General features: G+C 55.3%; 21 protein-coding genes. 12 read left to right on the top strand and 9 right to left on the bottom strand.

Annotated features, from left to right (window positions below):
- Positions 1-200: 200 nt before the first annotated feature.
- On the bottom strand, positions 201-1,307 hold the full coding sequence (locus tag VH86_RS20700; RefSeq protein WP_045833971.1) for a Fic family protein: 1,107 nt from the start codon (positions 1,305-1,307) through the stop codon (positions 201-203).
- A gap of 736 nt (positions 1,308-2,043) precedes the next feature.
- On the opposite strand from VH86_RS20700, the gene VH86_RS20695 reads away from it, so the two are divergent.
- Positions 2,044-4,506 (top strand): membrane-bound PQQ-dependent dehydrogenase, glucose/quinate/shikimate family, encoded by a 2,463-nt coding sequence (locus VH86_RS20695; RefSeq protein WP_255352506.1) that lies wholly within the window; start codon positions 2,044-2,046, stop codon positions 4,504-4,506.
- 81 nt (positions 4,507-4,587) lie between these two features.
- Here VH86_RS20695 and VH86_RS20690 read toward each other — a convergent pair whose 3' ends face one another.
- From VH86_RS20690 to VH86_RS20680, 3 genes are all read right to left on the bottom strand, one after another.
- Positions 4,588-6,048: an MFS transporter gene (locus tag VH86_RS20690; protein WP_052696633.1), complete on the bottom strand. Its 1,461-nt coding sequence runs from the start codon at positions 6,046-6,048 to the stop codon at positions 4,588-4,590.
- Between the two features lie 88 nt (positions 6,049-6,136).
- Positions 6,137-6,829 carry an RraA family protein gene (locus VH86_RS20685; RefSeq protein ID WP_045833970.1) on the bottom strand — a complete coding sequence of 231 codons (693 nt, stop codon included), beginning with the start codon at positions 6,827-6,829 and terminating at the stop codon, positions 6,137-6,139.
- Between the two features lie 3 nt (positions 6,830-6,832).
- Positions 6,833-7,810 carry a hydroxyacid dehydrogenase gene (locus VH86_RS20680; protein ID WP_045833969.1) on the bottom strand — a complete coding sequence of 326 codons (978 nt, stop codon included), beginning with the start codon at positions 7,808-7,810 and terminating at the stop codon, positions 6,833-6,835.
- Positions 7,811-8,290: 480 nt separating this feature from the next.
- Between VH86_RS20680 and VH86_RS20675 the strand changes: the two genes are divergently transcribed.
- The 8 genes from VH86_RS20675 to VH86_RS20640 all read left to right on the top strand — a co-directional run bounded on the left by VH86_RS20675 (position 8,291) and on the right by VH86_RS20640 (position 16,056).
- Positions 8,291-8,689 (top strand): DoxX family protein, encoded by a 399-nt coding sequence (locus VH86_RS20675; protein ID WP_045833968.1) that lies wholly within the window; start codon positions 8,291-8,293, stop codon positions 8,687-8,689.
- A gap of 37 nt (positions 8,690-8,726) precedes the next feature.
- Positions 8,727-9,203 (top strand): heme-binding protein, encoded by a 477-nt coding sequence (locus VH86_RS20670; RefSeq protein WP_045833967.1) that lies wholly within the window; start codon positions 8,727-8,729, stop codon positions 9,201-9,203.
- A 2-nt stretch (positions 9,204-9,205) separates the two neighbouring features.
- Complete coding sequence (locus tag VH86_RS20665) at positions 9,206-9,862, top strand: sugar dehydrogenase complex small subunit (RefSeq protein WP_045833966.1); 657 nt, start codon at positions 9,206-9,208, stop codon at positions 9,860-9,862.
- A gap of 21 nt (positions 9,863-9,883) precedes the next feature.
- Positions 9,884-11,476: a GMC family oxidoreductase gene (locus VH86_RS20660; RefSeq protein WP_045833965.1), complete on the top strand. Its 1,593-nt coding sequence runs from the start codon at positions 9,884-9,886 to the stop codon at positions 11,474-11,476.
- Positions 11,476-12,873: a cytochrome c gene (locus VH86_RS20655; RefSeq protein ID WP_045833964.1), complete on the top strand. Its 1,398-nt coding sequence runs from the start codon at positions 11,476-11,478 to the stop codon at positions 12,871-12,873. Before VH86_RS20660 ends, VH86_RS20655 begins: the two co-directional genes overlap by 1 nt.
- Positions 12,874-12,938: 65 nt before the next feature.
- Positions 12,939-13,406, top strand: coding sequence for a heme-binding protein (locus tag VH86_RS20650; protein WP_045833963.1), 468 nt, complete (start codon positions 12,939-12,941; stop codon positions 13,404-13,406).
- 241 nt (positions 13,407-13,647) lie between these two features.
- Positions 13,648-15,588, top strand: a complete 1,941-nt coding sequence (locus VH86_RS20645; RefSeq protein WP_045833962.1) for a methyl-accepting chemotaxis protein — start codon at positions 13,648-13,650, stop codon at positions 15,586-15,588.
- A 114-nt stretch (positions 15,589-15,702) separates the two neighbouring features.
- On the top strand, positions 15,703-16,056 hold the full coding sequence (locus VH86_RS20640; protein WP_045833961.1) for an MmcQ/YjbR family DNA-binding protein: 354 nt from the start codon (positions 15,703-15,705) through the stop codon (positions 16,054-16,056).
- Here VH86_RS20640 and VH86_RS20635 read toward each other — a convergent pair.
- Positions 16,040-17,068: a class I SAM-dependent methyltransferase gene (locus tag VH86_RS20635; RefSeq protein ID WP_231647332.1), complete on the bottom strand. Its 1,029-nt coding sequence runs from the start codon at positions 17,066-17,068 to the stop codon at positions 16,040-16,042. The genes VH86_RS20640 and VH86_RS20635 overlap by 17 nt on opposite strands.
- A 79-nt stretch (positions 17,069-17,147) precedes the next feature.
- Between VH86_RS20635 and VH86_RS20630 the strand changes: the two genes are divergently transcribed.
- The gene (locus VH86_RS20630) at positions 17,148-17,990 is read left to right on the top strand and encodes an AraC family transcriptional regulator (RefSeq protein WP_045833959.1); all 843 of its coding nucleotides are present in this window, start codon (positions 17,148-17,150) and stop codon (positions 17,988-17,990) included.
- Here the strand turns inward: VH86_RS20630 and cybB are convergent.
- Positions 17,987-18,526, bottom strand: a complete 540-nt coding sequence (cybB, locus tag VH86_RS20625; RefSeq protein ID WP_045815397.1) for a cytochrome b561 — start codon at positions 18,524-18,526, stop codon at positions 17,987-17,989. The genes VH86_RS20630 and cybB overlap by 4 nt on opposite strands.
- Before the next feature lie 93 nt (positions 18,527-18,619).
- Positions 18,620-19,114: a MarR family transcriptional regulator gene (locus VH86_RS20620; RefSeq protein WP_045815396.1), complete on the bottom strand. Its 495-nt coding sequence runs from the start codon at positions 19,112-19,114 to the stop codon at positions 18,620-18,622.
- A 98-nt stretch (positions 19,115-19,212) separates the two neighbouring features.
- On the opposite strand from VH86_RS20620, the gene VH86_RS20615 reads away from it, so the two are divergent.
- Positions 19,213-20,361 carry an MFS transporter gene (locus VH86_RS20615; protein WP_045833958.1) on the top strand — a complete coding sequence of 383 codons (1,149 nt, stop codon included), beginning with the start codon at positions 19,213-19,215 and terminating at the stop codon, positions 20,359-20,361.
- Positions 20,362-20,434: 73 nt separating this feature from the next.
- The gene (locus VH86_RS20610) at positions 20,435-20,860 is read left to right on the top strand and encodes an NUDIX hydrolase (protein ID WP_045833957.1); all 426 of its coding nucleotides are present in this window, start codon (positions 20,435-20,437) and stop codon (positions 20,858-20,860) included.
- On the opposite strand, the gene VH86_RS20605 is transcribed toward VH86_RS20610, so the two are convergent.
- Positions 20,847-21,218 (bottom strand): RidA family protein, encoded by a 372-nt coding sequence (locus VH86_RS20605; RefSeq protein ID WP_045833956.1) that lies wholly within the window; start codon positions 21,216-21,218, stop codon positions 20,847-20,849. The genes VH86_RS20610 and VH86_RS20605 overlap by 14 nt on opposite strands.
- Positions 21,219-21,228: 10 nt before the next feature.
- Complete coding sequence (locus VH86_RS20600; protein ID WP_369800369.1) at positions 21,229-21,639, bottom strand: GNAT family N-acetyltransferase; 411 nt, start codon at positions 21,637-21,639, stop codon at positions 21,229-21,231.
- Between the last annotated feature and the right edge of the window lie 255 nt (positions 21,640-21,894).

The following is a 21,894-nucleotide window of genomic DNA, read 5'->3' as shown; positions in this document are numbered from 1 at the left end:
GAGCTGAGAGCTGAGAGCTGGGAGCTGAGAGCTGAAAACTGGGAGCTGAGAGTTGAAAGCTGAGAACTGAGAGTTGCAAGCTGAGAGCTGAGAGCTGAAAGCTGAGAGCTGAGAGTTGCAAGCTGAAAACTGAGTGCTGAAAGCTGAAAGCTGAAAACTGGGAGCGGCGAGAAGGTCGCTCCTGTTGCCTCATTGAACCTCTACAGCTTGATCTGATAACGCGTGCTACGCCCACCGCCCGGCAATTTCTCCAGACAACCTTTCTCCAGTAATTCCGTCAAATGTCGCGTCGCCGTGGCCTTACTGACCTTCGCCACTTTTTGGTATTGGCTGGCGCTGATGCCGTCCTCAAACCCTTGTTCACCGCCATCCAGCAAGCGATTCAATACGCGATTTTGCTCAGCGTTCAATTGGGCATTGTGGTGAATCAGCCAGAATTTCGCTTTGTTTTGTATGCGCGTGACCGATGCCAGTGCCTCTTCCAGGCTGTCATTGAGCACGTCGAGGAACCACAGCATCCAGGCAGTGATGTCCAAATCGCCACGCTGTGTCTCTTGTAAAATCCGGTAATAATCCGCGCGCCGGGTCAGAATCGATGACGACATGGCATATAGCCGGATGCTTTGGCTGTCTGCTTGCGCCAGCGCCAAATCCGTCAGCGCACGCGTAATACGGCCGTTGCCATCATCAAAGGGATGCAGCGTGACAAACCACAGATGGCAAATGGCGGCGCGCAGCAGTGGATCGAGCAGGACCTCGTCATGGCTCTGATTAAACCAGCGAATAAACTGATCAAGCTGCAGTTCAAGCCCGTCACGCGGTGGCGCTTCAAAATGGACAGTTGGACGATCGATGCGTCCGGACACCACCTGCATCGGTTCTTCACCGCGCAAACCGCCCACGTTTAAACGCTTTATCGTCCATTCACTCGCCGGGAAAAGCCACTGATGCCACAGACACAGCCGCTCAAACGTGAGAGGCTCATCGCGCTGGGTGATGGCATCCATCATCATGGTGGCCAATCCTTCGGAACGTTCGGATACGGGATAAGGCTGCTCCAGCGAAACGCCTAAACGCCGCGCAAGGGAAGATCTTACTGACTCCGCGTTAACGCGCTCATCTTCGATAGCGGAGGAAGACAGAATATTGGTGAGTAACGTATTCAGCGTTTGCGTATCGGCGTTATCCGATATGCTCGCCCGGCCCAGCAAAATACCGCGTTGCTGCTGCAGATAGCGTAATCGCGGCAGAAGTTTTTCCTCCTGCCAGTGAAATGTTGGCCATTCAGGCTGCTGCCATATCCACATACCCTGCCTCATCTCATTTGCCAGTGAGCCAAACAGTCTGGCGATTAGGCTCAATAACTGAGCCATAAAGCCATTCTATTCGGCTCATATTATGAGTTGAATCATATTGCTTAATCGGCTCAAACGCCAGTTCACTCAGCCCACAAACGAATGTAAGCCGCATGAGAAGGTAAAATAGGTGGCGATTTCAGGCTGAAATTTTAGGTTAGCCGGGAAAGGGTGTGTGTGCCAGATGGCGACCTGAGCGCCGCCATCAGGGAAAATGAAGTGACTATCGTTGTAGAAGTGATGGAGAGTTGATTAATGTGTGAAGAGTGAAAATGTTCCTGAGTAATAGCTCAGCATCCACGCCACATACACCAGCCAAACCAGTAACAATCCCGCTAAGCCTAATTTACCTGTCATGTTGCATTCCTCTTGTTATTTAGCGTCATGCGCCCTGTAAGGAATAAGCTGACAGGATGGTGAGATAGCGATCTTGCGCCAGATCAAAAACAGCAGGATTTTGTCGCGGAAATGCACAGACAAAAATTGATCGGGATAGGATATGGGTGTTTGCTCCCACCTCAATAAACTATTTATCACAGAAACTATGAGGAATATAAGCGGATAAAAAGTGCCGCTTATTTAGCATATTTGCCAAATATCCCGGCATAACCCTCGAAATATTCTAAAGTTAATCGCGGAGTTTAAAAAATACACAATCCTGCAATCGTTTATGGCAAAGGACATTATTTTGAACATCGCAAACCCAATACCCAGACTTTCGTTCTGGAATAAACTATTTGCCCTTATTCTGCTGTTGCTGGGGATTATCCTGGCCGCAGGAGGGGGCTGGCTCGTGGCATTAGGCGGAAATTGGTACTACGTGCTGGCCGGCATAGGGCTGATCATCTCTGCTGTACTGATATTCATGAAACGCACCAGCGGTGCAGGCTGGTTCGCACTGGTATTTGTGGGCACGCTGATCTGGACCATTCAGGAGTCAGGGCTGGATTACTGGCGCTGGGTGCCGCGCTTTGCCTTGATGCTGATTCTCGGCATCGTGTTTGCCTTCCAGTTACCCAATTTGGCGCCGCGCGTCAGCCGGGGGGCGTCGCGCGCGCTGGCGGCCGTACTGATTGTCGCTTTTGTGATTGCTGCTGCGCTGCCCTTTGCGCCACTCAATGAAACGCCAGCCACAGAGGTGCCCGACGCGGGATCGGCTAACTACATGGCGGATACTGGCAGCGGAAAAGCCTCCACGCCAGACAGTGGCGACTGGTATACCTACGGCGGTTCCCTGGCGTCGCAGCGTTTCGCCAATGCCAGCCAGATTACCCCGGATAACGTGAAAGACCTCAAGCTGGCCTGGCAATTCCGTACCGGTGATTTACCGAAAGCGCGTTGGGGCGGTGAAAACACCCCGATCAAAGTGGGCGATACGCTATATACCTGTACCGCGCGCAACATGGTGTTCGCGCTGGACGCCGCGACAGGAAAAGAGAAGTGGCACTTTGACCCGAAAGTCAGCGACAAATCCATTCCTTACACCGCCGCCTGCCGTGGGTTGACGTGGTATGACAGCCAGACCAACAGCCACGCCAGCACCGGACAGGTCGCTGCAGTCGCACCGAACAGCGACAACAGTGACTGCCAGCAGCGCATCATCCTCGGGACGCTGGACGCCCGCATCATCGAATTGAACGCCAAAACTGGCGAAGTCTGCCGCAGTTTCGGTAATCAGGGCACGGTCAATCTTGCTGAGGATATGGGGGAGACCTATGACGGCTATGTGGCCATCAACTCAGCGCCGGTGGTGATACGTGATACCCTGGTAGTGGGACATCAGACGATCGATGGCCAGCGCGCATTTGGCCCACCGGGGGTGATTAAAGCTTATGACGTGCGCACGGGCGCGTTGAAATGGGCGTGGGATGCAGCCGATCCGGATACCGCCACACCGAAGAAAGGACCCAATGCGTACAAACGCGGTTCACCCGACGTCTGGACCTCGTTCACCGGTGATGACAAATTAGGATTGGTGTATCTGCCGGTCGGAAACTCATCGGGTGACTATTGGAGCGGTACGCGCTCGCCTGCCGAGAATAAGTATTCAGTCTCATTGACTGCATTGAATATCGATACCGGTTTACCGGCCTGGACTTTCCAGACCGCGCATAAAGATGTCTGGGATTATGATCCCGGTTCTCAGCCGACGTTGGTGGATTATCCGGATAAAAACGGCGGTAAAACACCGGCGATTATCATGCCGACCAAACAGGGTGAGATTTATGTGCTGGATCGCCGCACCGGTAAATCGCTGTTTGGTGTGGAGGAGCGTCCGGTGCCCGGCGGCGGTGTAGAACCGGACCAGCGTTCGCCAACTCAGCCTTATTCGTTGTTCCATCACCTGAGTAAACCGGACCTCACCCCGCAGGACATGTGGGGCTTAACACCGGTGGATCAGCTGGTGTGCCGCATTCAGTTCCAACAAGCCAGTTATAAAGGGCAGTACACGCCGCCGGAAGCCGATCGTCATTCAATTGAGTATCCGGGTTATAACGGCGGTTCTGACTGGGGCAGCGTGGCGGTGGATCCGACGCGTGGCATCATCATTGCTAACTACAACGATATGCCGAACTACAACATTCTGGTGCCGCGCGCTAAGGCCGATGCGTTGGGCTGGAAACCTCGTGATGAAATTCCCTATAACCCACACGATACCGGTCATGCGGAAGGGGCAGGCGATCCACAAATCGGTGTGCCTTACGCGGTGAACGTGAATGCGGGCTGGCGCTTGCCGTACACAGGCATGCTGTGTAAAGAGCCGCCGTATGGTGGTATACGTGCCATCGATCTGCGTGATGGACGCACTCTCTGGGATCGTCCACTGGGTACCGCACGTCGTAATGGCCCATTTGGTCTGCCAACCGGATTGCCGATTAATATTGGTACGCCGAATAATGGCGGTTCTGTGGTGACATCCAGCGGGCTGATCTTTGTCGCGGCCGCTACCGATGACTTAATTCGCGCCATCGACATGAAAACCGGCAAGGAAGTGTGGAGCACGGAACTGCCCGCAGGGGGCCAGGCCAACCCAATGATCTACACGCAAAATGGGCGTGAGTATCTGGTGATCGTTGCCGCCGGGCATCACTTTATGGAAACGCCGGTGGGCGATTATGTGCTGGCGTACGCGCTGCCAGAACAGAAATAGCCACCATTGAAAACGGGATTAGGCTGTAGCCTAATCCCGCCATCAACAGCTTGTCATCACATCCCTGCGGTCATCACGTTCTCAGGGATTCACCTCTTCCAGACGGCGATTCAGCGTGCGAGGACCAAATACACCAATGGTAAACACCACAATCGCCATCGCACCGGAAATCACGGCAAACACTGAACTCACACCCATCTCACTCAGCACCCAGGCAATGGTAAAGCCCGACAGCATGCCGCTGATACGACTTACCGAATAGACCAATCCAATCGCTTTAGCGCGGAAACGCGTCGGAAACAGTTCAGCCTGATAGGCGCGGTACGAGAAAGTCATACAGGTACTGGCCAGCGATAGCAGCAGTCCCAACGTCACCAGCATCACCGGTTGCGACTGCCAGGAAAATACCGTGCCGACGAGGGCAATGGCCAGCGCGGAGCCACTCACCAGCCACTTACGCTCAATGCGATCGGCAAAGGTCATTGCTACCAGCGGCCCCAATGGGCTGGCAAAAGCAATCAGGAAGGAATAGAGCAAACTGTGGGTGAAGGTCACACCTTTGGCTGCCAGCAGTGTCGGGATCCAACTGGCAAAACCGTAATAGCCAATCGACTGGAAGAAGTTGAACACCAGCAGCATGATGGTGCGACGACGGTACGGCGGACGCCACATTTCGTTTTTTGCAGCCGGTTTAGATTCAGTAGGCTGCAACAAATGGCTGTCAATCGCAGGCAGCGCCGCGCCGGTTGATTTAGCGACACGCGCTTCGAGTCGGCGTACCACGTCTTCCGCTTCTTTGTAGCGGCCTTGCTCAACCAGCCAGCGTGGGCTTTCGGGTAATCCCATACGCAGGATCCACACCAGCACCGCGCCGATGCAGCCAAATAACACCACCCAACGCCAACCGCTCAGGCCAAGGATTTCTTGTGGGACCAACTGCCATGAAAGAAAAGCGATGGTCGGGATCGAGGTGTACTGGATGGCCTGCACAAACGCATAGGATCGGCCGCGCAGGCGTGCCGGAATAAATTCGGAGACATAGGCATCAATGGTGACCAGTTCGGCGCCGACGCCAATACCCGACACAATGCGCCAGAATACAATGGAAAACGGATGGTGCTGAAACGCCATAATGCCACTGGCCACCGCGTAAACCAGCAAGGCGATAATAAACACCTTTTTGCGCCCGATGCGGTCAGCCAGATTGGCGATCAACAAGGTGCCGAGGAAAACCCCGAGGAACATCGCCGCGACAAACGCACCAAGACTATGGGGATCAAAAAAGTTATGGCTACCGTGAGAAAAGATCCCCTCGCGAACCATGCCGGGGCCGATATAGGCGGTCAGGAACACGTCATACACTTCAAACCAGCCTCCCAATGCCAGCGCAAAGATAATCAGCCACAGCGGGCGGGCGGCAGGTAAGCGTTCCAGACGCGCAGAGAGTTGCGCACCAAATGCCTTACCTTCTTCTGGTGTGAAGTTGTCACGCCAGGTCATCGGCGGGGGGATCGACTCGCTCAGCGAAATTTTTTTCAGCACGGTAGGGTACTCCGTTTTTTTTATAATGGTTTGTTAAGGGCTGGCCGGATGGCCACGCCCGATAACACAGGTGATTCAGGCTATAGCGTTAAACCGGGCAGCCTTTCCCGCGCAGAATGGCGTTGAAGCGCTCAGGATCGTTGTTGCCTGCTACGTTGCTGGCGCGGATCTTATCCTCACGCTGTGCATGTTGCTGCACGCGAGGCAGCAGCACACTCAGCTCATCCTGCGGGATAGCAATCACGCCGTCGGCATCAGCTACGATCAAATCGCCCGGTGACACCACCAGTCCCGCGCAGTGCACCGGGGTATTCACTTCACCTGGACCTTCTTTGGAAGGGCCGCGCAAAGTGTTGCCGCGTGCCCAGCAGGCGATACCGCCTTCTGCCCATTCATTCAGATCGCGCACGGCACCATCAATCACGAAACCGGCAATCTTTTTGGTGATGGCAGAGGTGCGCATCAGACCGCCGATTAACGCCTGGGTCAGATCCCCCGACCCATCAACAACGATCACATCGCCTGGCTGCGCCATTTCGATCGCTTTATGAATCATCAGGTTATCGCCTGGACGGACTTTCACGGTGATCGCCGGGCCGCAGAGCACCAGATTGGCATCGTTGTGATAAGCCTGTAAGCCCAGCGCACCGACACTGCGTCCCATGGAGTCGCCAATGTTTGGCACGGGAAGTGCACGGAAGGCATCAATCACGCCCGCATCGATCGGCGCGCCGCGCTCACCAATGAAATAGCCAATCGGCCAGTCTTTATGGATGGTCATAGGTTAACTCCGGTTTAACACCTGCGGATTGACGCAGGCGGATGGGTTGATCTGTTGGTTATCAAGAAACGCCAGACATTGGCGTGCTGCACTTTGTGCAACGGCATCCAGTGCCTGCGGGGTGGAACCGCCAATATGCGGAGTCACGATCAGATTGCTGAGCGCGCGGAACGGATGGTCGGCAGCCAGCGGCTCAATTGTTACCGTGTCCAGCGCTGCAGCACGCAGTTGTCCGCTTTGTAACGCGGCAGCGAGCGCATCTTCATCAATCAATTCGCCACGCGCGGTATTGATCAGCGTGGCGTGAGCGGGCAACTGCGCCAGACGTTGCGCGTTGATCATCAGGCGGGTTTTGGGCGTGACCGGACAGTGCAGGCTCAATACATCCGCCAGCGGCAGTAAATCGTCTAGCGAAGCACAGCGCTGCGCACCTTCAAACTCGCCATCGGTCGGGGCGGCAGGATCGAAAAATGCGACCTGCATCCCAATCACACGCGCGAACCGTGCCACGCGTCGGCCAATCTCGCCGAAGCCGACCAGACCCAGGGTTTTGCCCTGTAGCTCTTCGCCATCGCCGCTGCGGGTCCAGCGTCCGGCAGCGACTTCCTGCTGGAAATAGGGCAGACGCCGCGCGCAATTCAGCATCAATACCAGCGTCAGCTCGGCAACAGACTGGGCATTGGTCGCTGGCGTGGTCAGCACCGGTATACCGCGTTCGGTAGCCGCTGACACATCAATATTGGTGACGCCAACGCCGTGTTTGCAGATGATTTTCAGCGTCGGACAGGCGTTGATGGCTTTCGCGTTCAATTCAACGGTGCGCGATATGACGGCGTCATATGCCACGCTGCTCATACGCTGTTCAACTTCCGCAACGTTATTGGCGTCATCCAGATAATCGACCACACAGCCTGCTTCAGCGAGCAGTTGACGGCCTCCCTGGCCGAGGCTGGTAGTGGTCACGAGAAAGCGATAAGTCATGTCGGTTCTCCGATAGGGTTTACGTCATCCTGGCATCGACAATCGATAAAAAATATTCTGCGAAGGTTATTAATTCATTCCTGTCGGGAATAACAACGAGTAACAGGAGTTGAAACGCCAAACCGCCCAATGTTGTTTTTTTGTTAACAAACAGATCGCACATGGCTGGAGTTGTACTTTGCTATACGCTTTAGGATTTTTACTTAAAAAAAACCGTTAAAAACGTAGAGTTAGCGGAGCGCTCTACCGCATATCACCAGTTAAAAGTCCGCATAAATAGTGTGATCCACTTCAAAAATCATCCTCAGCACCCTGATACCTCGCAGTTATTTTATCGTCGTTGATTTGAGCAAAGTGCGCTGCAAAGTTGCACAACTCATGTGCCAAGCGTTTTTTAGCCGCACGAAATGATAAATGTAACTAAAGTTATAGAGTGTACCGTCTGGTTCATTAACAACTAGATAATAGAACGGTTACATCATGTCTCACACGAAAGATCTCCTCGCTGTGCTCGGCCGCGTTATGGCGGTAGGTCTGTTCTTCGCTTCCGGTCTCGACAAAATCACCCATTACGCAGACAACCTGCAAACCATGGCGGACAGCGGTGTGCCGGCCTTTTTCCTGCCGCTGGTGATCCTGCTGGAAGTGGGCGGCGGTCTGGCGATTGCCTTTGGTTTTTTGACGCGATTCACCGCCATTTTTATGGCGGTGTTCTCGGTTCTGGCCGGATTCCTGTTCTATCAGGGATACAGCCACGCACACCTGATGGTGTGGTTAAAAAATATCTCCTGCGCTGCCGGTTTCCTGATGCTGTGTCTGAACGGCGGCGGTAAATGGAGCCTCGATCATCTGATTCAGCAACGTCTAGCACGCCACTGAGTTTCTCCTTCAACCTTAATATTTCAGGATAACACCCATGAAAAAACTCCCGACAGTGCTGCTGTGCGGTGGACTTTTCTGTGCCGCGAGCCAGGCCGCCGAACCCGTTAACCAGGTTGCCGTAATAACCCATCACCAGGCGCAACAGCTGGTAGCGAAAGCCGAGCAGATTATCGGTAGCCATCACATCGGTGGCGCGATTGCGGTGGTCGATCCTTTTGGTCAGCTGATCGCCTATGAGCGTCTGGATGGCGCCACGCTGGCGAACAGCGAACTCGCGCCGAAGAAAGCGCACTCGGCCGCCGCGTTTGGGGTGCCGACGTCCAGCTTTCAGCAGAAAATCGCTGCCGGAAATGTCGGCATGCTGGGTAACCCGGTGGTGGTACCGCTGCCAGGCGGTGAGCCGGTGAAAGTGAACGGCGTGGTGGTGGGCGCTATTGGTGTCAGCACGCCAGATGGCAACGTGGATGCGGAAGCGGCGCAGGGTGCGCTGTCGGCGCTGAAAGCAGGTTAGCCATGGAAAGAAGACGTTTCTTACAACTGATGATGGCCACTCCGGTCATCGTTTCTATCCCGTTGCAACCGCTGTTAGCCGCACCTGCCGATGCCTCTCAGGCATTGCTTTTGCGCGCCAGTGAACTGTTAACCGGACGCCGTGGCCTCGATATCGGCATCACTGAACGATTATGGACGCTGCTGTGTGAACAGGATGCGGGATTCCCGAGTCAATTAGCGCGCCTGATGACGCGCCTCAATGCGCTGCACAGCGAAGATCGTGAGCAGATCGTCGCGCAGCTTGATGATGCCGATGTCAAAACGGCGTTGACGATTATTTCGCCGTGGTATCTCGGTTACACCGGCCATCCCTCCACCACCAAAGCCGTGGATGACGCGCACTTCGTCACCTTCCTGTCGGCGCTGATGTATGAACCGACGCGTGACCACACCATTCGTCCCAGCTATGCGCGGGCGGGCGGTGATTACTGGGCCGAAGTGCCACCGGGCGTGATCGCGCCACCGATGCCCGGCTTGATCCGCGAATGGGGCGATCAATCGCCCGTCGCCGCAAAGCAGATTAAACAGCCTGATGCACCTTGGTTACTGATGGTGCAGGGCAAAGCCAAAACCCTCGTGGAAGCCGAGGCAATGCTGGCGCAGCACAATACCCTATAACAAGAATCGAGCAGGTACATCATGAGTGAATTTGATGCTGACGTGGTGATCGTCGGCTCCGGTGCGCTGGGCGCCAACGCCGCTTATCAGCTGGCGAAAGCGGGCAAGTCGGTGATTATGCTGGAAGCAGGGCCTTATATTCCGCGCTGGAAAGTGGTGGAAAACTACCGAAACGGTGCCAGTAAACGTAACTGGTGCACGCCTTATCCTAATCTGCCGTGGGCGCCAAACTCTTACACCGAAGGGTATATCGATGCCAAAGGGGATGACGATTTCGAGTATGTCACCAGCTATTTACGCGTAGCCGGCGGCAGTACGCGCCACTGGGCATCGGCCTGCTGGCGCCTTCTGCCCAATGATTTCAAGCTGAAAAGTGTGTACGGCGTTGGCCGCGACTGGCCGTTTGAATACAGCGAGCTGGAACCCTGGTATGTCAAAGCCGAGCGCGAAGTGGGCGTGGTAGGGACCGCCGATGAAGATCAAAGTGGGCAAGGACGCGGTCATTATCCACCACGATCAGCGGAATATCCGCTGCCGCCGGAAGCCAAGCCGTATATGGTGCAGCGCATGCAGTCAAAACTGGGCCCGATGGGTTATCAGGTGATTCATGAGCCGCACGCGCGCGTGTCACGGCCTTATGATGGCCGTCCGGCTTGCGCGGGTAACAACAACTGTGAGCCGATCTGTCCGATTGGCGCGATGTATTCCGGTGATATGCATGTCGATAAAGCGGTGGCGCTGGGCGTGCAGCTGCGCACCGAGTGTGTGGCCTGGAAGCTGGAGAAAGGGGCGGGGAATAAAATCGTCGCGCTGCACTATCGCCAGCCCGATGGCATAGATACGCGCCTCACCGCGAAAACCTTCATCATCGCTGCGCACGGGCTGGAAACGCCAAAGCTGCTGCTAATGAATGATGTGGCCAACAGTTCCGATCAGGTCGGTCGTAACCTGATGGATCACACTGGTCTGAGCCTGACTTTCCTTGCCGACGAACCGCTGTGGACCGGGCGAGGTTCGGTGCAGCACGGCACCATCGCCAATCGTCGTGATGAAGCCACACGTGCACAGCACTCGGCGATCCGCTATTCGCTGCGTAACCTGGTGCCCAACGTCGATGTCACGGTGCCGTTGCTGAAACAGGGCATGATGGGGCAAGCGCTGGATGATGCGATTCGTGACCGCGCTTCGCGCATCATGAATATCAGTACCATGAGCGAAACGCTGCCGAGTCCCACCAACCGCGTGACGCCAAACTACGATCGCAAAGATTCGATTGGCCTGCCGATGCTCAACGTCAATTACCATCTTGATGATTACGTACGCGGCATGCGCCCTCAGGCTTACAAGGATTTTGCTAACTTCCTGCAGGCCTTTAACGGTGAAGTGATTGAAGCACCGACTGGCTGGCGTAATCAGTATCACATCATGGGCACCACCATCATGGGGGATAACCCGCGAGATTCGGTGGTCGATGCGCATTGCCGTAGCTGGGATCATCCCAATCTGTTCCTTGCCACCACTGGGGTGATGCCCACCTCTGCGACGGTGAATCCCACGCTGACCGGCATCGCTTTGGCGCTGCGTATGGCCGATACCATCGCGAGGGAGATCTGATGATGCGCAAACCTATCAGACATCTGGCTGCGGCAAGCCTGTTGCTGGCCGGTGCTGTGCAGGCACAGGATGCTTCGCCGGATCTGCTCAAGCGAGGGGAATATCTGGCCACCGCCGGTGACTGCTCGGCCTGCCATCGCGATCCACACAGTGGAAAACCCTTCTCGGGCGGTTACGCGATTCAGTCACCCATGGGGATGATTTACGGCTCCAATATCACGCCGTCGAAAACTGCCGGGATTGGCAACTATAGCCTGGCGGATTTCGCCGACGTGATGCGCAAAGGCAAAGCACCGGGTAATCATTATCTCTATCCCGCTATGCCTTACACCTCCTTCGCCGGGCTGTCAGATGAGGATATCCACGCGCTTTACTCCTATCTGATGCTGGGCGTGCCAGCCGATGATCATCCGGCCCCCGAAACCGATCTGCCATTCCCGTTCTCCTTCCGTCCGGTGATGGCGATGTGGAATCTGCTGTTCCTGGATAGCAAAGCCGTGCCGGGCAGCAATGCGGCATCAGGCAGTGCAGAACGGGGCGAATATTTGGTCCGTACGCTGGCGCACTGTTCCACCTGCCATACCCCACGTAACGGCATGATGGCGGAACAGGGCGATCGCTTCCTCTCCGGCGGCAAGGTTGGCAGCTGGACAGCACCGAATATCACGCCAGATACACAAGCAGGTATCGGTGACTGGAGCGAAGCGGAGATAGTCACTTATCTGCGCACTGGCGCGCTACACGGTAAAGCGATTGCCGCAGGTGAGATGGGTACAGCGGTTCAGAACTCGTTCTCGAAAATGCAGCAGAGCGATCTGGAGGCAATGGCACATTATCTGAAGCAGGTGCCTACGATCGGCGGCGCGAATCGTAAAGCGCCTTCTGTTGCACCGCAGGCCACGCCGCTGTCAGCCATCGAAACCGGCATGAAAAATGAGATCACGGACTATGTCTCAGGTGATGCCATGAGCGGGGCACAACTGTACAACGGTGCCTGCGCCACTTGCCATGCCAGTGACGGACGCGGAACCCACGATGCTCAGCGCTTCTATCCCGCGCTAGTGGGATCTTCAGCGGTGCTGTCGGACGATCCCGCCAACCTGATCATGACCATCGCGGAAGGCGTTGATCGCCAGACCGGCAACGATCACGCCTTTATGCCGGAGTTTCGCACCCAGTTTAGTCAGGCCGAACTCACTAAAGTCGCGAACTATGTCTCCACCAACTTTGGCAACCCGCAGCATGTCATCACTCCGGCTGATGTGGAACAAACGCTGAAAGGCGAAAGCGGCAGCTGGCTGGTGCGATACGCGCATGCGTTAAGCATTATCGGGGGCGGGGTTGCGCTACTGGTGGTGGTTGTGGCGCTGATCCTTGTGCTGCGCCGTCGGAAATAACTTTTATGGGCGACGTTGAGGTCGCCCGCATTCATCACGCTAAGACTCTTTAAGGAGTGACTTCAATGAAAAAGGTTTTATCCCTTGCGCTATTGAGCGCCGCACTGTTCGGTTCTGCTGCCGCACAGGCCACCCTGACGCAAACCATTCTCTCGCAGGGCGATGCGCAGAAGCTGATCGCGGCCGCGCAGGAAAAAGCACATGCGCTGAACGCCAACGTTTGCATTGCTGTGTTGGATCAGTCAGGCCAACTGCTGGCGTTTAACCGCATGGACAATGCGCCTGTCGGCTGCATCGATTCTTCGATTCTGAAAGGCCGTGCGGCGGCGTTGTATCGCACGCCAACAGACAAATACATGGATCGCGCCAACGGTAAAGAACCGGCTATTGCCACCTTGCCGGGCGTCATCCCACTGGGCGGTGGTTCACCGGTGGTGTGGCAAAACAATACCATTGGGGCCGTGGGTGTCAGCGGCTCTGCTAACCCAAATGAAATCGCCATCGCCAAAGCAGCGAGCGAAAGCTTTAAATAACGGTGCTTGTCGTTACCTGGATGTTCATGACGTAAAGGTGCACCCTGATGCACCGCCGGGCGGCCTGACGGGCGCCCGATCCTAACAACCCACGGCGAATCAGCCTCTCATTACGCTCTGCTCCGACCTGCTCACCCATCAAGTTCCTGCGCCGCGCGCCGATAGTCTCTACAGAGGGATGTAGGTGCACAGGGAGTGGTTCATTTTTAACCGAAAAAGTGTCAACTCCAGGAGCGCCATAATGGCCAAACTTGCATCATCAAAGAAAACAATAAGCACCCGCACGCAGATGCTGCTGACGGGCGCCTTAACCATCACCCTCGGTTTTGCCGTGACCATCGGCGTCTTGAGCTGGCAGTCCAGCAACGAGCAGAAGTCATTGGCTGAAAACTACCTGCAGCAAATTGCGCAAACCCAGGCGCTGCAAATCCAGCAGGAACTCAGCTATGCACGAGACGTGGCGCATAATCTCGGGCACAGCCTGATTGCGCTGCCAGCGGCAGGGATCCAGGATCGTAAGGTTGCCGATAAAGTCATGGAGTCGGCACTGCGCGATAATCCTGACTACCTGTCGATTTCAGTGATCTTTGAAGAAAACGCCTTCGATGGCCGCGACGCCGAGTTCGCTACCCAGCCGGGTGCTGCACCGAAGGGCCGCTATGCCTTCTTCGTCGATCGCGATCAGTCAGGCAATTTCAAGATGCACCCACTGACTTCGATCTTTACACCGGGCCAGGGTGACTACTATCTGCTACCGCAGAAAAGTCAAAAAGACACACTGATTGAACCTTACAGCTATGCCTATAACGGTGTTCCAACACTGCTGACGTCCGTGGCGGCGCCGATTCTCAGCCAGGGGAAATTGTGGGGTGTTGTGACTTCAGATATTTCGCTGGCCTCGCTGCAGGAGAGGGTGAATAAAATCAAACCCTGGGAAGGTGTGGGCTACGCCATGCTGTTGTCCAGCGCGGGCAATGTGGTGTCTTACCCGGATAAAAACCAAACCAGCAAAGCGTGGAAAGGCGATACCCATCACTACAGTTCAGACGTCATGGAACAGCATGATGCGTTACTGGGTGAAGATGCATTGGTCACCTGGCAGCCGGTGGTGATCGGCAATAGCGATCAGAAATGGTATCTCGGGGTGGTCGCGCCGGTCAGCAAAGTGATGGCGGCGGCGCATCGTCAACTGGTCAACGCTGTGATCCTGATGGTCATCAGTATTCTGGTGGTCTGTGCACTGCTGGGCCTGTTATTCAGCCGTAAAGTACTGAAGCCGATTGGTGGCGAACCGCTTGAAGCCGCGACCATTGCACTGGCGGTGGCGGATGGCAAACTGGATAACGTCATCACGTTGAAAGGGCGTGATAACAGCAGCCTGTTCTATGCGCTGCATACCATGCAAAACCAACTGCGCGAGATTGTCGGCCAGATCCAGGATGCCAGTTCCTCCGTTCGTCAGGGCGCAGGCGAAATTGCCAGCGGCAACCTGAATCTGGCTTCACGCACGGAAGAACAGGCGGCGGCACTGGAACAAACGGCCGCCAGTATGGAGCAGATCACCGCCACGGTGAAACACAACGCCAACAATGCGCATCAGGCGACGGCGTTGACGGAAAACGCCACGCAGATCGCCAGCCGGGGTGAATCGCTGGTAGGTGAAGTGGTACAAACCATGGCGCAGATCGACGATAGCGCGAAGAAGATCGGCGATATCACCGCCATCATCAACAGCATCGCTTTCCAGACCAACATCCTCGCGCTCAATGCGGCGGTGGAAGCGGCGCGTGCCGGTGAGCAGGGGCGTGGTTTTGCTGTGGTGGCTTCTGAAGTGCGTAATCTGGCGCAGCGCAGTGCCAACGCGGTGAAAGAGATTGCGGCGCTGATAGAAGAGTCAAGCCAGCGTGTTGGCAGCGGTGTGCAACTGGTGCAGGACGCCGGTAAGACCATGCAGGAGATGACCCAGGCAGTGAACTCAGTGCGCACTATCATCGGTGAGATTGTGGTGGCATCCGATGAACAGGCGCGCGGTATCAGCCAGGTCACCATCGCGGTGAATGAAATGGACGGCACCACGCAGCAGAACGCCGCGCTGGTGCAGCAGATGTCTGCCGCCGCCAGTTCGCTGGAAGACCAGGCGGCACAACTGGCGCAAACGGTGGGACGTTTTCAGTTGAGTTGAAATAGTCTTCTGAGTTGAAGAGCTTGTCACAACAGGCCGCGCCTTATAACGTAAGGTGCGGCCTTGTGCTATTGGGGCAAGGCCGGCAATATCGTCCACACATCGGGAACCACCATGAATCGTCAGCAACTGTTCGACCACATCAGCCAAACGTACCAGGTAGAACCTGACTATCCGTGGAAAAAACACAGTGAATACGCGGTTCTGCGGCACCCACGCCACCGTAAATGGTTTGCACTGGTGTTTCCGCTGGAGAGCCATAAACTCGGTTTGGCCGACGGTCCGATGGTTCAGGTGATGAATATCAAAACCCGTCCTGAACTTACCGGTTCCCTGCGCCAGCAGCACGGCGTCTATCCGGCCTATCACATGAACAAAGAGCACTGGATCAGCCTGACGCTGGAAAACGGCTTACCGGATAGCGAGATTATTGCACTGCTGGACGACAGCTTTAGCTTAACGTTTTAGGTTTTCGCGCCAGGATGACATCGAGCGGTGACATCGGAAACGGTTGCATCCGCTGGACGCGCTCAATAGCAAATCCTGCCTGCTTTAATTCCTCGCACAATACCCCTTCATTTGTGACGTTGTAACCTCTCATCATTAATGGGGTAAAGAAGGGCAGCACTTGCCGTGCTTCCTCTGGATTCACTGGGATTTCTGCATGGGCGCTGATCAGCAATCCGCCTGGCTTTAAACGCGTGAACCACTCGCGCAGCATCGCCTGTCTGTCCGCCATAAAATAAAGAAACGATGAACTCCAGATGATGTCCACCTGACGCTCTTTCGGAAACGTCGCCAGAGCGCAACAGCGATCGCTTAGGCTGGCTTTTTCGATATTGCGCTGCGCGATGGTGGCGGTTTGGGGCAGGTCAAACACGATCACCGAAAGCTGCGGAAAGCGTTGGGCTAACGCAATGCTGATTAAACCCGGTCCGCCCCCCATATCCAGCAATAGCGCCGGACGCTGAAAATCAGCCAGGGTATCAGCGATTGCGCAGGCGGTGTCCGCGCTCAGCGCACGCTGTTCCTGGGCAATTTGATGCAAGGCGGCATCCGCCCACGCGGTATCGATTTGCAAGGGATCTTGCCAGCCGGGTTCCGCCTGGGTCAGCAGTTGTGGCAAACGTTGAGCAAACTGCTGTAACACCTGATGACGATAGCGCCAGGCGTCACCAATATAGCGGCGACTGCCGTGACACAGCCAGGCATGCACATTCGGCGCCAGTACAAAGCAGTCAGCTTCATGCGACAGTAATTCCGTACTCCATAACAGACGTAACAGATGATAAGCCTGCTGTGGTTGCCAGTCGTAGTGTTGAGCGACTTGCGCAGCCGTGGCAGGTAACGCCAGAAAATCAAACAAGCGATGTTCAAATGCTATTGCCACAGCGCCGTTGAGGGCATGCTGAGCCAGCAGTTGATCGAGGGTAGTTAGCGGGAAACGCATGGCAATCTCCTGAGCAGGTAATGTGAACATCAGACTAGCCTTTCGCGTAAATGCAATTTATTCTCATTTGTCTGCAAGACGGTGATTTAACTCTGCGGGAGGAGAAAGGATGCAGAAACCCGGCGAGATGTATGTGCGCCAGCATCAACTGTCACAAGATATGCGCATGGTGCAGTCCGATTACTGGCCCGTTGAGGCGCTCTGTGAGTCTTCACGACCCACTCACACGCAACCACAGTTGGTGCTGACTTTTGGTCTGCGGGGAGAATCCCGTTTTCGGGAAACCAGTGGACGTGAAATAGCCTTCAGCGCCGGCCACTTGACCGTAACCAGTTTTCAGGCCAGCCAGGGCGAGCGATTGTATCGCGCAGGTGAGCGGGTGCAGCAGGTGCGCCTGATCCTCAGTGCCGCGAGTGTGCGCCACTATTTTGGTGAAAGAGCGGCAGCAGGATTGCTACAGCCACAGCTCAAACGCCATCTGTTTTGCCGATTCGGTCATGCTACCGCTGCGCAACTCAATCAAGCGCATCAAGATCCGTTGCGACTGGAAATTCAGGCGCTCAGCCTGCTGGCATTGCATCGTCATCAGCTTCAACCCACGGAAACGCTTCACAAGTTGCATCCACAGATAATTGAACGGCTGGAACAGGCACGCGACTGGATGCGCAATCATCTGGCGGATGCTTTCTCGCTGAGTGCGCTGGCGCTGGCGGCAGGGTTAAGTGACTACCAGTTGAAAAGAGGGTTTCAGCAGCATTTTCACTGCACGCCGGGCGCAATGTTGTTGCAGATGCGCATGGAGCACGCTCATCGCTTGCTGGAACAGGGATTTCAGGTGGCACAGGCGGCATGGCAGGTAGGTTATCAACATCCGCGCAATTTCAGCGTAGCGTTTCAGCGCTTTTTTGGACGCCCGGCCAGTGCCATAACCGGGCGCAAAAGAGAGGACTAACGCGAGCGGCGCGAGGGCATCATGCGCAGTAATGTGTTGTCTTTGAACAGATAGTGATGGGCGAGTGCCGCCACCGCATGAATGCCAATCAGCCAGTAACCGTAAGGCGCGAGCGTTTCATGCCAGTCCGCAATGCTGTCAGCAAAGTCAGGATCGGGGTCGCCGCTCACCGGCATAGGAATACCGAAAATCCACCAGGTGCGGCCCATATAAAAGCGCGACAAAATGCCGAGTGTCGGCAACACAATAAAGAATAGGTAGATCGCCAGATGCATCAGGTGCGCCAGGCCAGTCTGCCAGTGTGGTGGTTTCGGTACAATCGCTGGGCTGCGATGGCGAAAACGCAGAATGATACGAGAGAGCATCAGCACCAGCACACAACTCCCTGCGCTGAAATGGCCAATGATCATAGCAAAGCCCTGCCAGGATCCCCGCGTCGCCAACCCGCGAAATTCCATGGTGCAATAGGCTGTGACGACCAGTAAGAAGGTCAGCCAGTGAAGAAAAATCTGCGAGGGGGCGTATTTGGTGCTCATCATTTATTCCATCAGAAGGCAAAGCAGAAGCGCTAACATAGCGGAAAGCGCACTGAATTAATTCATATTTTGACACATCCACGGACGAAATACTTACCGCTGGGCTTCTGATGTCTGCATTAGCTGGCTGAGTAACGTCTGCAGTTGCTGTTGTTGATCAAGACTCAACGCCGCCAGCAGATCACGTTGGGTCGCAGTATGAACCAGCAGGGCTTGCTCAATCTTTTCACGACCGGCATCGGTTAAGGCAACCAGCATGCTGCGTTTATCATCAGGATCGGCCACGCGCTCAATGGATCCCACCTCTTCAAGGCGATTAAGCCGATTGGTCATCGCGCCGGAAGTGATTAACAGCGATTTGTAGAGTTGGGTGGGTGAGAGGCAATAAGGTGCACCCGCACGGCGCAACGTGGCGAGCACATCAAATTCTCCCTCGCGAAAGTGAAAGGGAGCCAGTGCCTCAGCGCGCCGGGTGGCGAGGTGTTTCATGATGCGCAGCATGCGGCCAAATATCGCCATTGAGGAGGCATCCAACTCCGGCATCGCATTGGCCCACTGCTCAATAACAAAATCAACGTGGTCGGTCATTTTTCCCCTCGAATGTGGTGCTTTGTGCGCACCCCTCTATCGAAATGCCGCAAAGTATCTTAACGTTAAGATACTTTTGACGCACATGGAGATGCAACATGACTCGTACCTTACCTGCTTTAGGCATGTTTGCCTTACTGGTTTTCATCATCGCCCTGAATTTACGACCGATTATGGCGGCCATTGGACCGCTGTTTCCGCTACTGCAACGCGAATCACACCTCAACGCTACCCAACTCAGTTTGCTCACCACCTTGCCGGTGGTGATGATGGGCGTGTCAGCCCTGGCGGGGCCATGGTTGCTTGGTTTTATCGGAGAGGTTCGCGGGATCGCCGCAGGTTTGATTCTGCTGGCATTGGCTTGCCTGCTTCGCGGTGCTGTTCCTAATGTCGAGGTGCTACTTGCCAGTGCGCTGGTGGCGGGCACAGGGATTGGGTTAATTCAGGCATTGATGCCGGCGCTGATTAAACGGCACTTTGCTGCGCAGGCCGGCACGTTAATGGCACTGTTTACCACCGGGATCATGGCAGGTGCAGCGTTAGCGGCTGCAACGGCCGCCCCGTTGGCGGATGCGCAGGGGCTGGGCATGGCACTGGCACTGCCGGTTGTCCCCGCGATCGTTGCGGTACTGCTGTGGTTAATCACGTTGCGCCGCAGCGTTCCTGCTGCGAAGGATCAGCGTGCCAAACCCGAACGAACTCACCGTAATGGGTTGCTCATGGTGTTCTTCGGGATTGGCACGGGGGCTTACACGCTGGTATTGGCGTGGCTGCCACCGTTTTACATGCAGCATGGTTGGACGCCGCAGCACAGCGGCTATGTGCTCGGTGCGCTGACGTTAACCGAGGTGGTGGCAGGCTTTATTGTGTCTGGCTTGATCCATCGCTTCCACGATCGTCGGCCTCCACTGCTGCTGGTGCTGACCCTCCTGCTGCTGGGATTAATCAGCCTGCTGTGGCTGGGCGGCGCGCTGGCGTGGTTGCCCACCATGCTACTCGGATTGGGGATTGGTGCGTTGTTCCCGCTTTCATTGATCGTGACGCTTGATCATGCGCACTCCCCGGAAGAGGCGGCGGGCTTGTTATCCTTTGTCCAAGGCGGCGGTTATTTGCTGGCAGCGTTGATGCCACTGATTGCGGGCATCGTTCGCGATCGCGCCGACTCACTTAACAGCGCATGGGCCATCATGAGCGTTGGGGTCGTGGTATTGATGATGATGGCAGTACGTTTCAAACCTCAGCGATAACTCTGCCCATGGCTTGCAGAAGGTTTAAGGCAACGCTTACCATTGCGGGCGATTAACACAACCAGGAGTTTTTATGTCACCACAAGTCGGTGTAGGCGTATTGATTTTCCGTGAAGGAAAACTGCTGCTGGGCCGCCGCAAGGGCAGCCACGGTGCAGGGGACTGGTCGGCACCTGGCGGACACCTGGAATTTGGCGAATCGCCGGATGATTGCGCACGACGTGAAGTGCTTGAAGAAACGGGATTAACGCTGACTGAGTTGCAAAACGGCGCGTTCACCAGTGATGTGTTCCCTGAGGCTAACAAACACTACATCACCTTGCTGCTGGCACATCATCCTCAGGGTGAACCGCAGTTGATGGAACCGGAGAAGTGTGAAGGCTGGCAGTGGTTTGCACCTGAAGCGCTCCCGCAGCCGCTGTTCGCGCCGCTGCGCACCTGGATTGCTCGCGATGGCGTCGCCGCATTGCAACAGCTTGCACAGGTTACAGTGCGATAATCGCCTCAATCTCGACTTTCAGATCCGGTGAGAAAAGCTGGCTAATTTGCACCAGCGAACTGGCGGGAAGATGATGGCCATAATGCTTAAAGAGTACGGCCCGCAGATCATTAATTTGGGCAAAGGAGGTGATGAAAATGGTCACTTTAATCAGATTGCTCAGCGAGGTATTTTCGGAAGCCGAAATCAGGTGCAGCTGCTGAAAGATAGCCTCAGCCTGTGAGGCAATATCACCTTGCTGCGCGGGCGTGGCGAAAGCCGTTAAGCCTGAAACATATAAAGTGTCGCCATGCTTTACTGCGTGCACATAAGGCGCTTTCACTTCCCCCAGTTCCGGGTAATTTTTGCGTATCAACATCGATTGCTCCTTATTCCAGTTTCAGCACCATCACCGTGACGTCCTCATCGGCAATGTTTCGCTGTTCCACATCCTGCCAGCCAAAGCGGCGATACAAGGCTTGTTGGTCGGGCGTATACAGCCAAAGTGCAGGGATCGATTTTGCTCGCGCTTCGGCAATCAGCTGGGTCACTAATGCACTGGCCAACCCTTTACCGCGATGCTCGCGAGCGGTGATCACTTCACCCAACCAAAATTCTCGCTCAGGGATGTCACTCAATTCGTAATGGATGATGCTGGCGGTGGCCATCAATTCGCCTTCATGCGTGGTGGCAAACAGCGTCATCGTTTGGGCATCAGCGGTATTGCGAGATTCGAGGCGCTGGCGAATCACTTGCTCATCACGCCAGTTAGGCAATTCGCTCCATTCAAGATGCAACATGCGGGTCACTCGATCATAAAAAGTTGGCATCTGGGCCAGACAATGAATCTGCATCGAACATTCTTCAGGGCTAAGGTGAGTCAAACACCATAACCGCTAACTCTGGAATGAACCAGGCTATTTGCTGCATGCTCGTCAGTTAAGTGCCGTTTTGCAAATGCAGCCACTGTTAAAAGTGGCAGTTATTTTCGTGTGGGTGAGCATGCCGGGGTGCGGGCCAGAGCCCCTCTGAACCGCACCAGACTGCGTTATCAC

It is taken from the genome of Pantoea sp. BL1, from assembly GCF_000963985.1.
Taxonomy (GTDB): Bacteria; Pseudomonadota; Gammaproteobacteria; order Enterobacterales; family Enterobacteriaceae; genus Pantoea; species Pantoea rwandensis_B.
Note: the sequence above shows the minus strand (reverse complement) of the source record. Positions and strands in the feature narration are given on the sequence as shown.

What these genes read in the sequence shown, in the direction of transcription:
- VH86_RS20700 (WP_045833971.1), bottom strand. Translation starts at nt 1,307, where the DNA reads ATGTGGATATGGCAGCAGCCTGAATGGCCAACATTTCACTGGCAGGAG.
- VH86_RS20685 (WP_045833970.1), bottom strand. Translation starts at nt 6,829, where the DNA reads ATGACCATCCATAAAGACTGGCCGATTGGCTATTTCATTGGTGAGCGC.
- VH86_RS20680 (WP_045833969.1), bottom strand. Translation starts at nt 7,810, where the DNA reads ATGACTTATCGCTTTCTCGTGACCACTACCAGCCTCGGCCAGGGAGGC.
- VH86_RS20675 (WP_045833968.1), top strand. Translation starts at nt 8,291, where the DNA reads ATGTCTCACACGAAAGATCTCCTCGCTGTGCTCGGCCGCGTTATGGCG.
- VH86_RS20670 (WP_045833967.1), top strand. Translation starts at nt 8,727, where the DNA reads ATGAAAAAACTCCCGACAGTGCTGCTGTGCGGTGGACTTTTCTGTGCC.
- VH86_RS20665 (WP_045833966.1), top strand. Translation starts at nt 9,206, where the DNA reads ATGGAAAGAAGACGTTTCTTACAACTGATGATGGCCACTCCGGTCATC.
- VH86_RS20660 (WP_045833965.1), top strand. Translation starts at nt 9,884, where the DNA reads ATGAGTGAATTTGATGCTGACGTGGTGATCGTCGGCTCCGGTGCGCTG.
- VH86_RS20655 (WP_045833964.1), top strand. Translation starts at nt 11,476, where the DNA reads ATGATGCGCAAACCTATCAGACATCTGGCTGCGGCAAGCCTGTTGCTG.
- VH86_RS20650 (WP_045833963.1), top strand. Translation starts at nt 12,939, where the DNA reads ATGAAAAAGGTTTTATCCCTTGCGCTATTGAGCGCCGCACTGTTCGGT.
- VH86_RS20645 (WP_045833962.1), top strand. Translation starts at nt 13,648, where the DNA reads ATGGCCAAACTTGCATCATCAAAGAAAACAATAAGCACCCGCACGCAG.
- VH86_RS20640 (WP_045833961.1), top strand. Translation starts at nt 15,703, where the DNA reads ATGAATCGTCAGCAACTGTTCGACCACATCAGCCAAACGTACCAGGTA.
- VH86_RS20635 (WP_231647332.1), bottom strand. Translation starts at nt 17,068, where the DNA reads ATGTTCACATTACCTGCTCAGGAGATTGCCATGCGTTTCCCGCTAACT.
- VH86_RS20630 (WP_045833959.1), top strand. Translation starts at nt 17,148, where the DNA reads ATGCAGAAACCCGGCGAGATGTATGTGCGCCAGCATCAACTGTCACAA.
- cybB (WP_045815397.1), bottom strand. Translation starts at nt 18,526, where the DNA reads ATGAGCACCAAATACGCCCCCTCGCAGATTTTTCTTCACTGGCTGACC.
- VH86_RS20620 (WP_045815396.1), bottom strand. Translation starts at nt 19,114, where the DNA reads ATGACCGACCACGTTGATTTTGTTATTGAGCAGTGGGCCAATGCGATG.
- VH86_RS20615 (WP_045833958.1), top strand. Translation starts at nt 19,213, where the DNA reads ATGACTCGTACCTTACCTGCTTTAGGCATGTTTGCCTTACTGGTTTTC.
- VH86_RS20610 (WP_045833957.1), top strand. Translation starts at nt 20,435, where the DNA reads ATGTCACCACAAGTCGGTGTAGGCGTATTGATTTTCCGTGAAGGAAAA.
- VH86_RS20605 (WP_045833956.1), bottom strand. Translation starts at nt 21,218, where the DNA reads ATGTTGATACGCAAAAATTACCCGGAACTGGGGGAAGTGAAAGCGCCT.
- VH86_RS20600 (WP_369800369.1), bottom strand. Translation starts at nt 21,639, where the DNA reads ATGTTGCATCTTGAATGGAGCGAATTGCCTAACTGGCGTGATGAGCAA.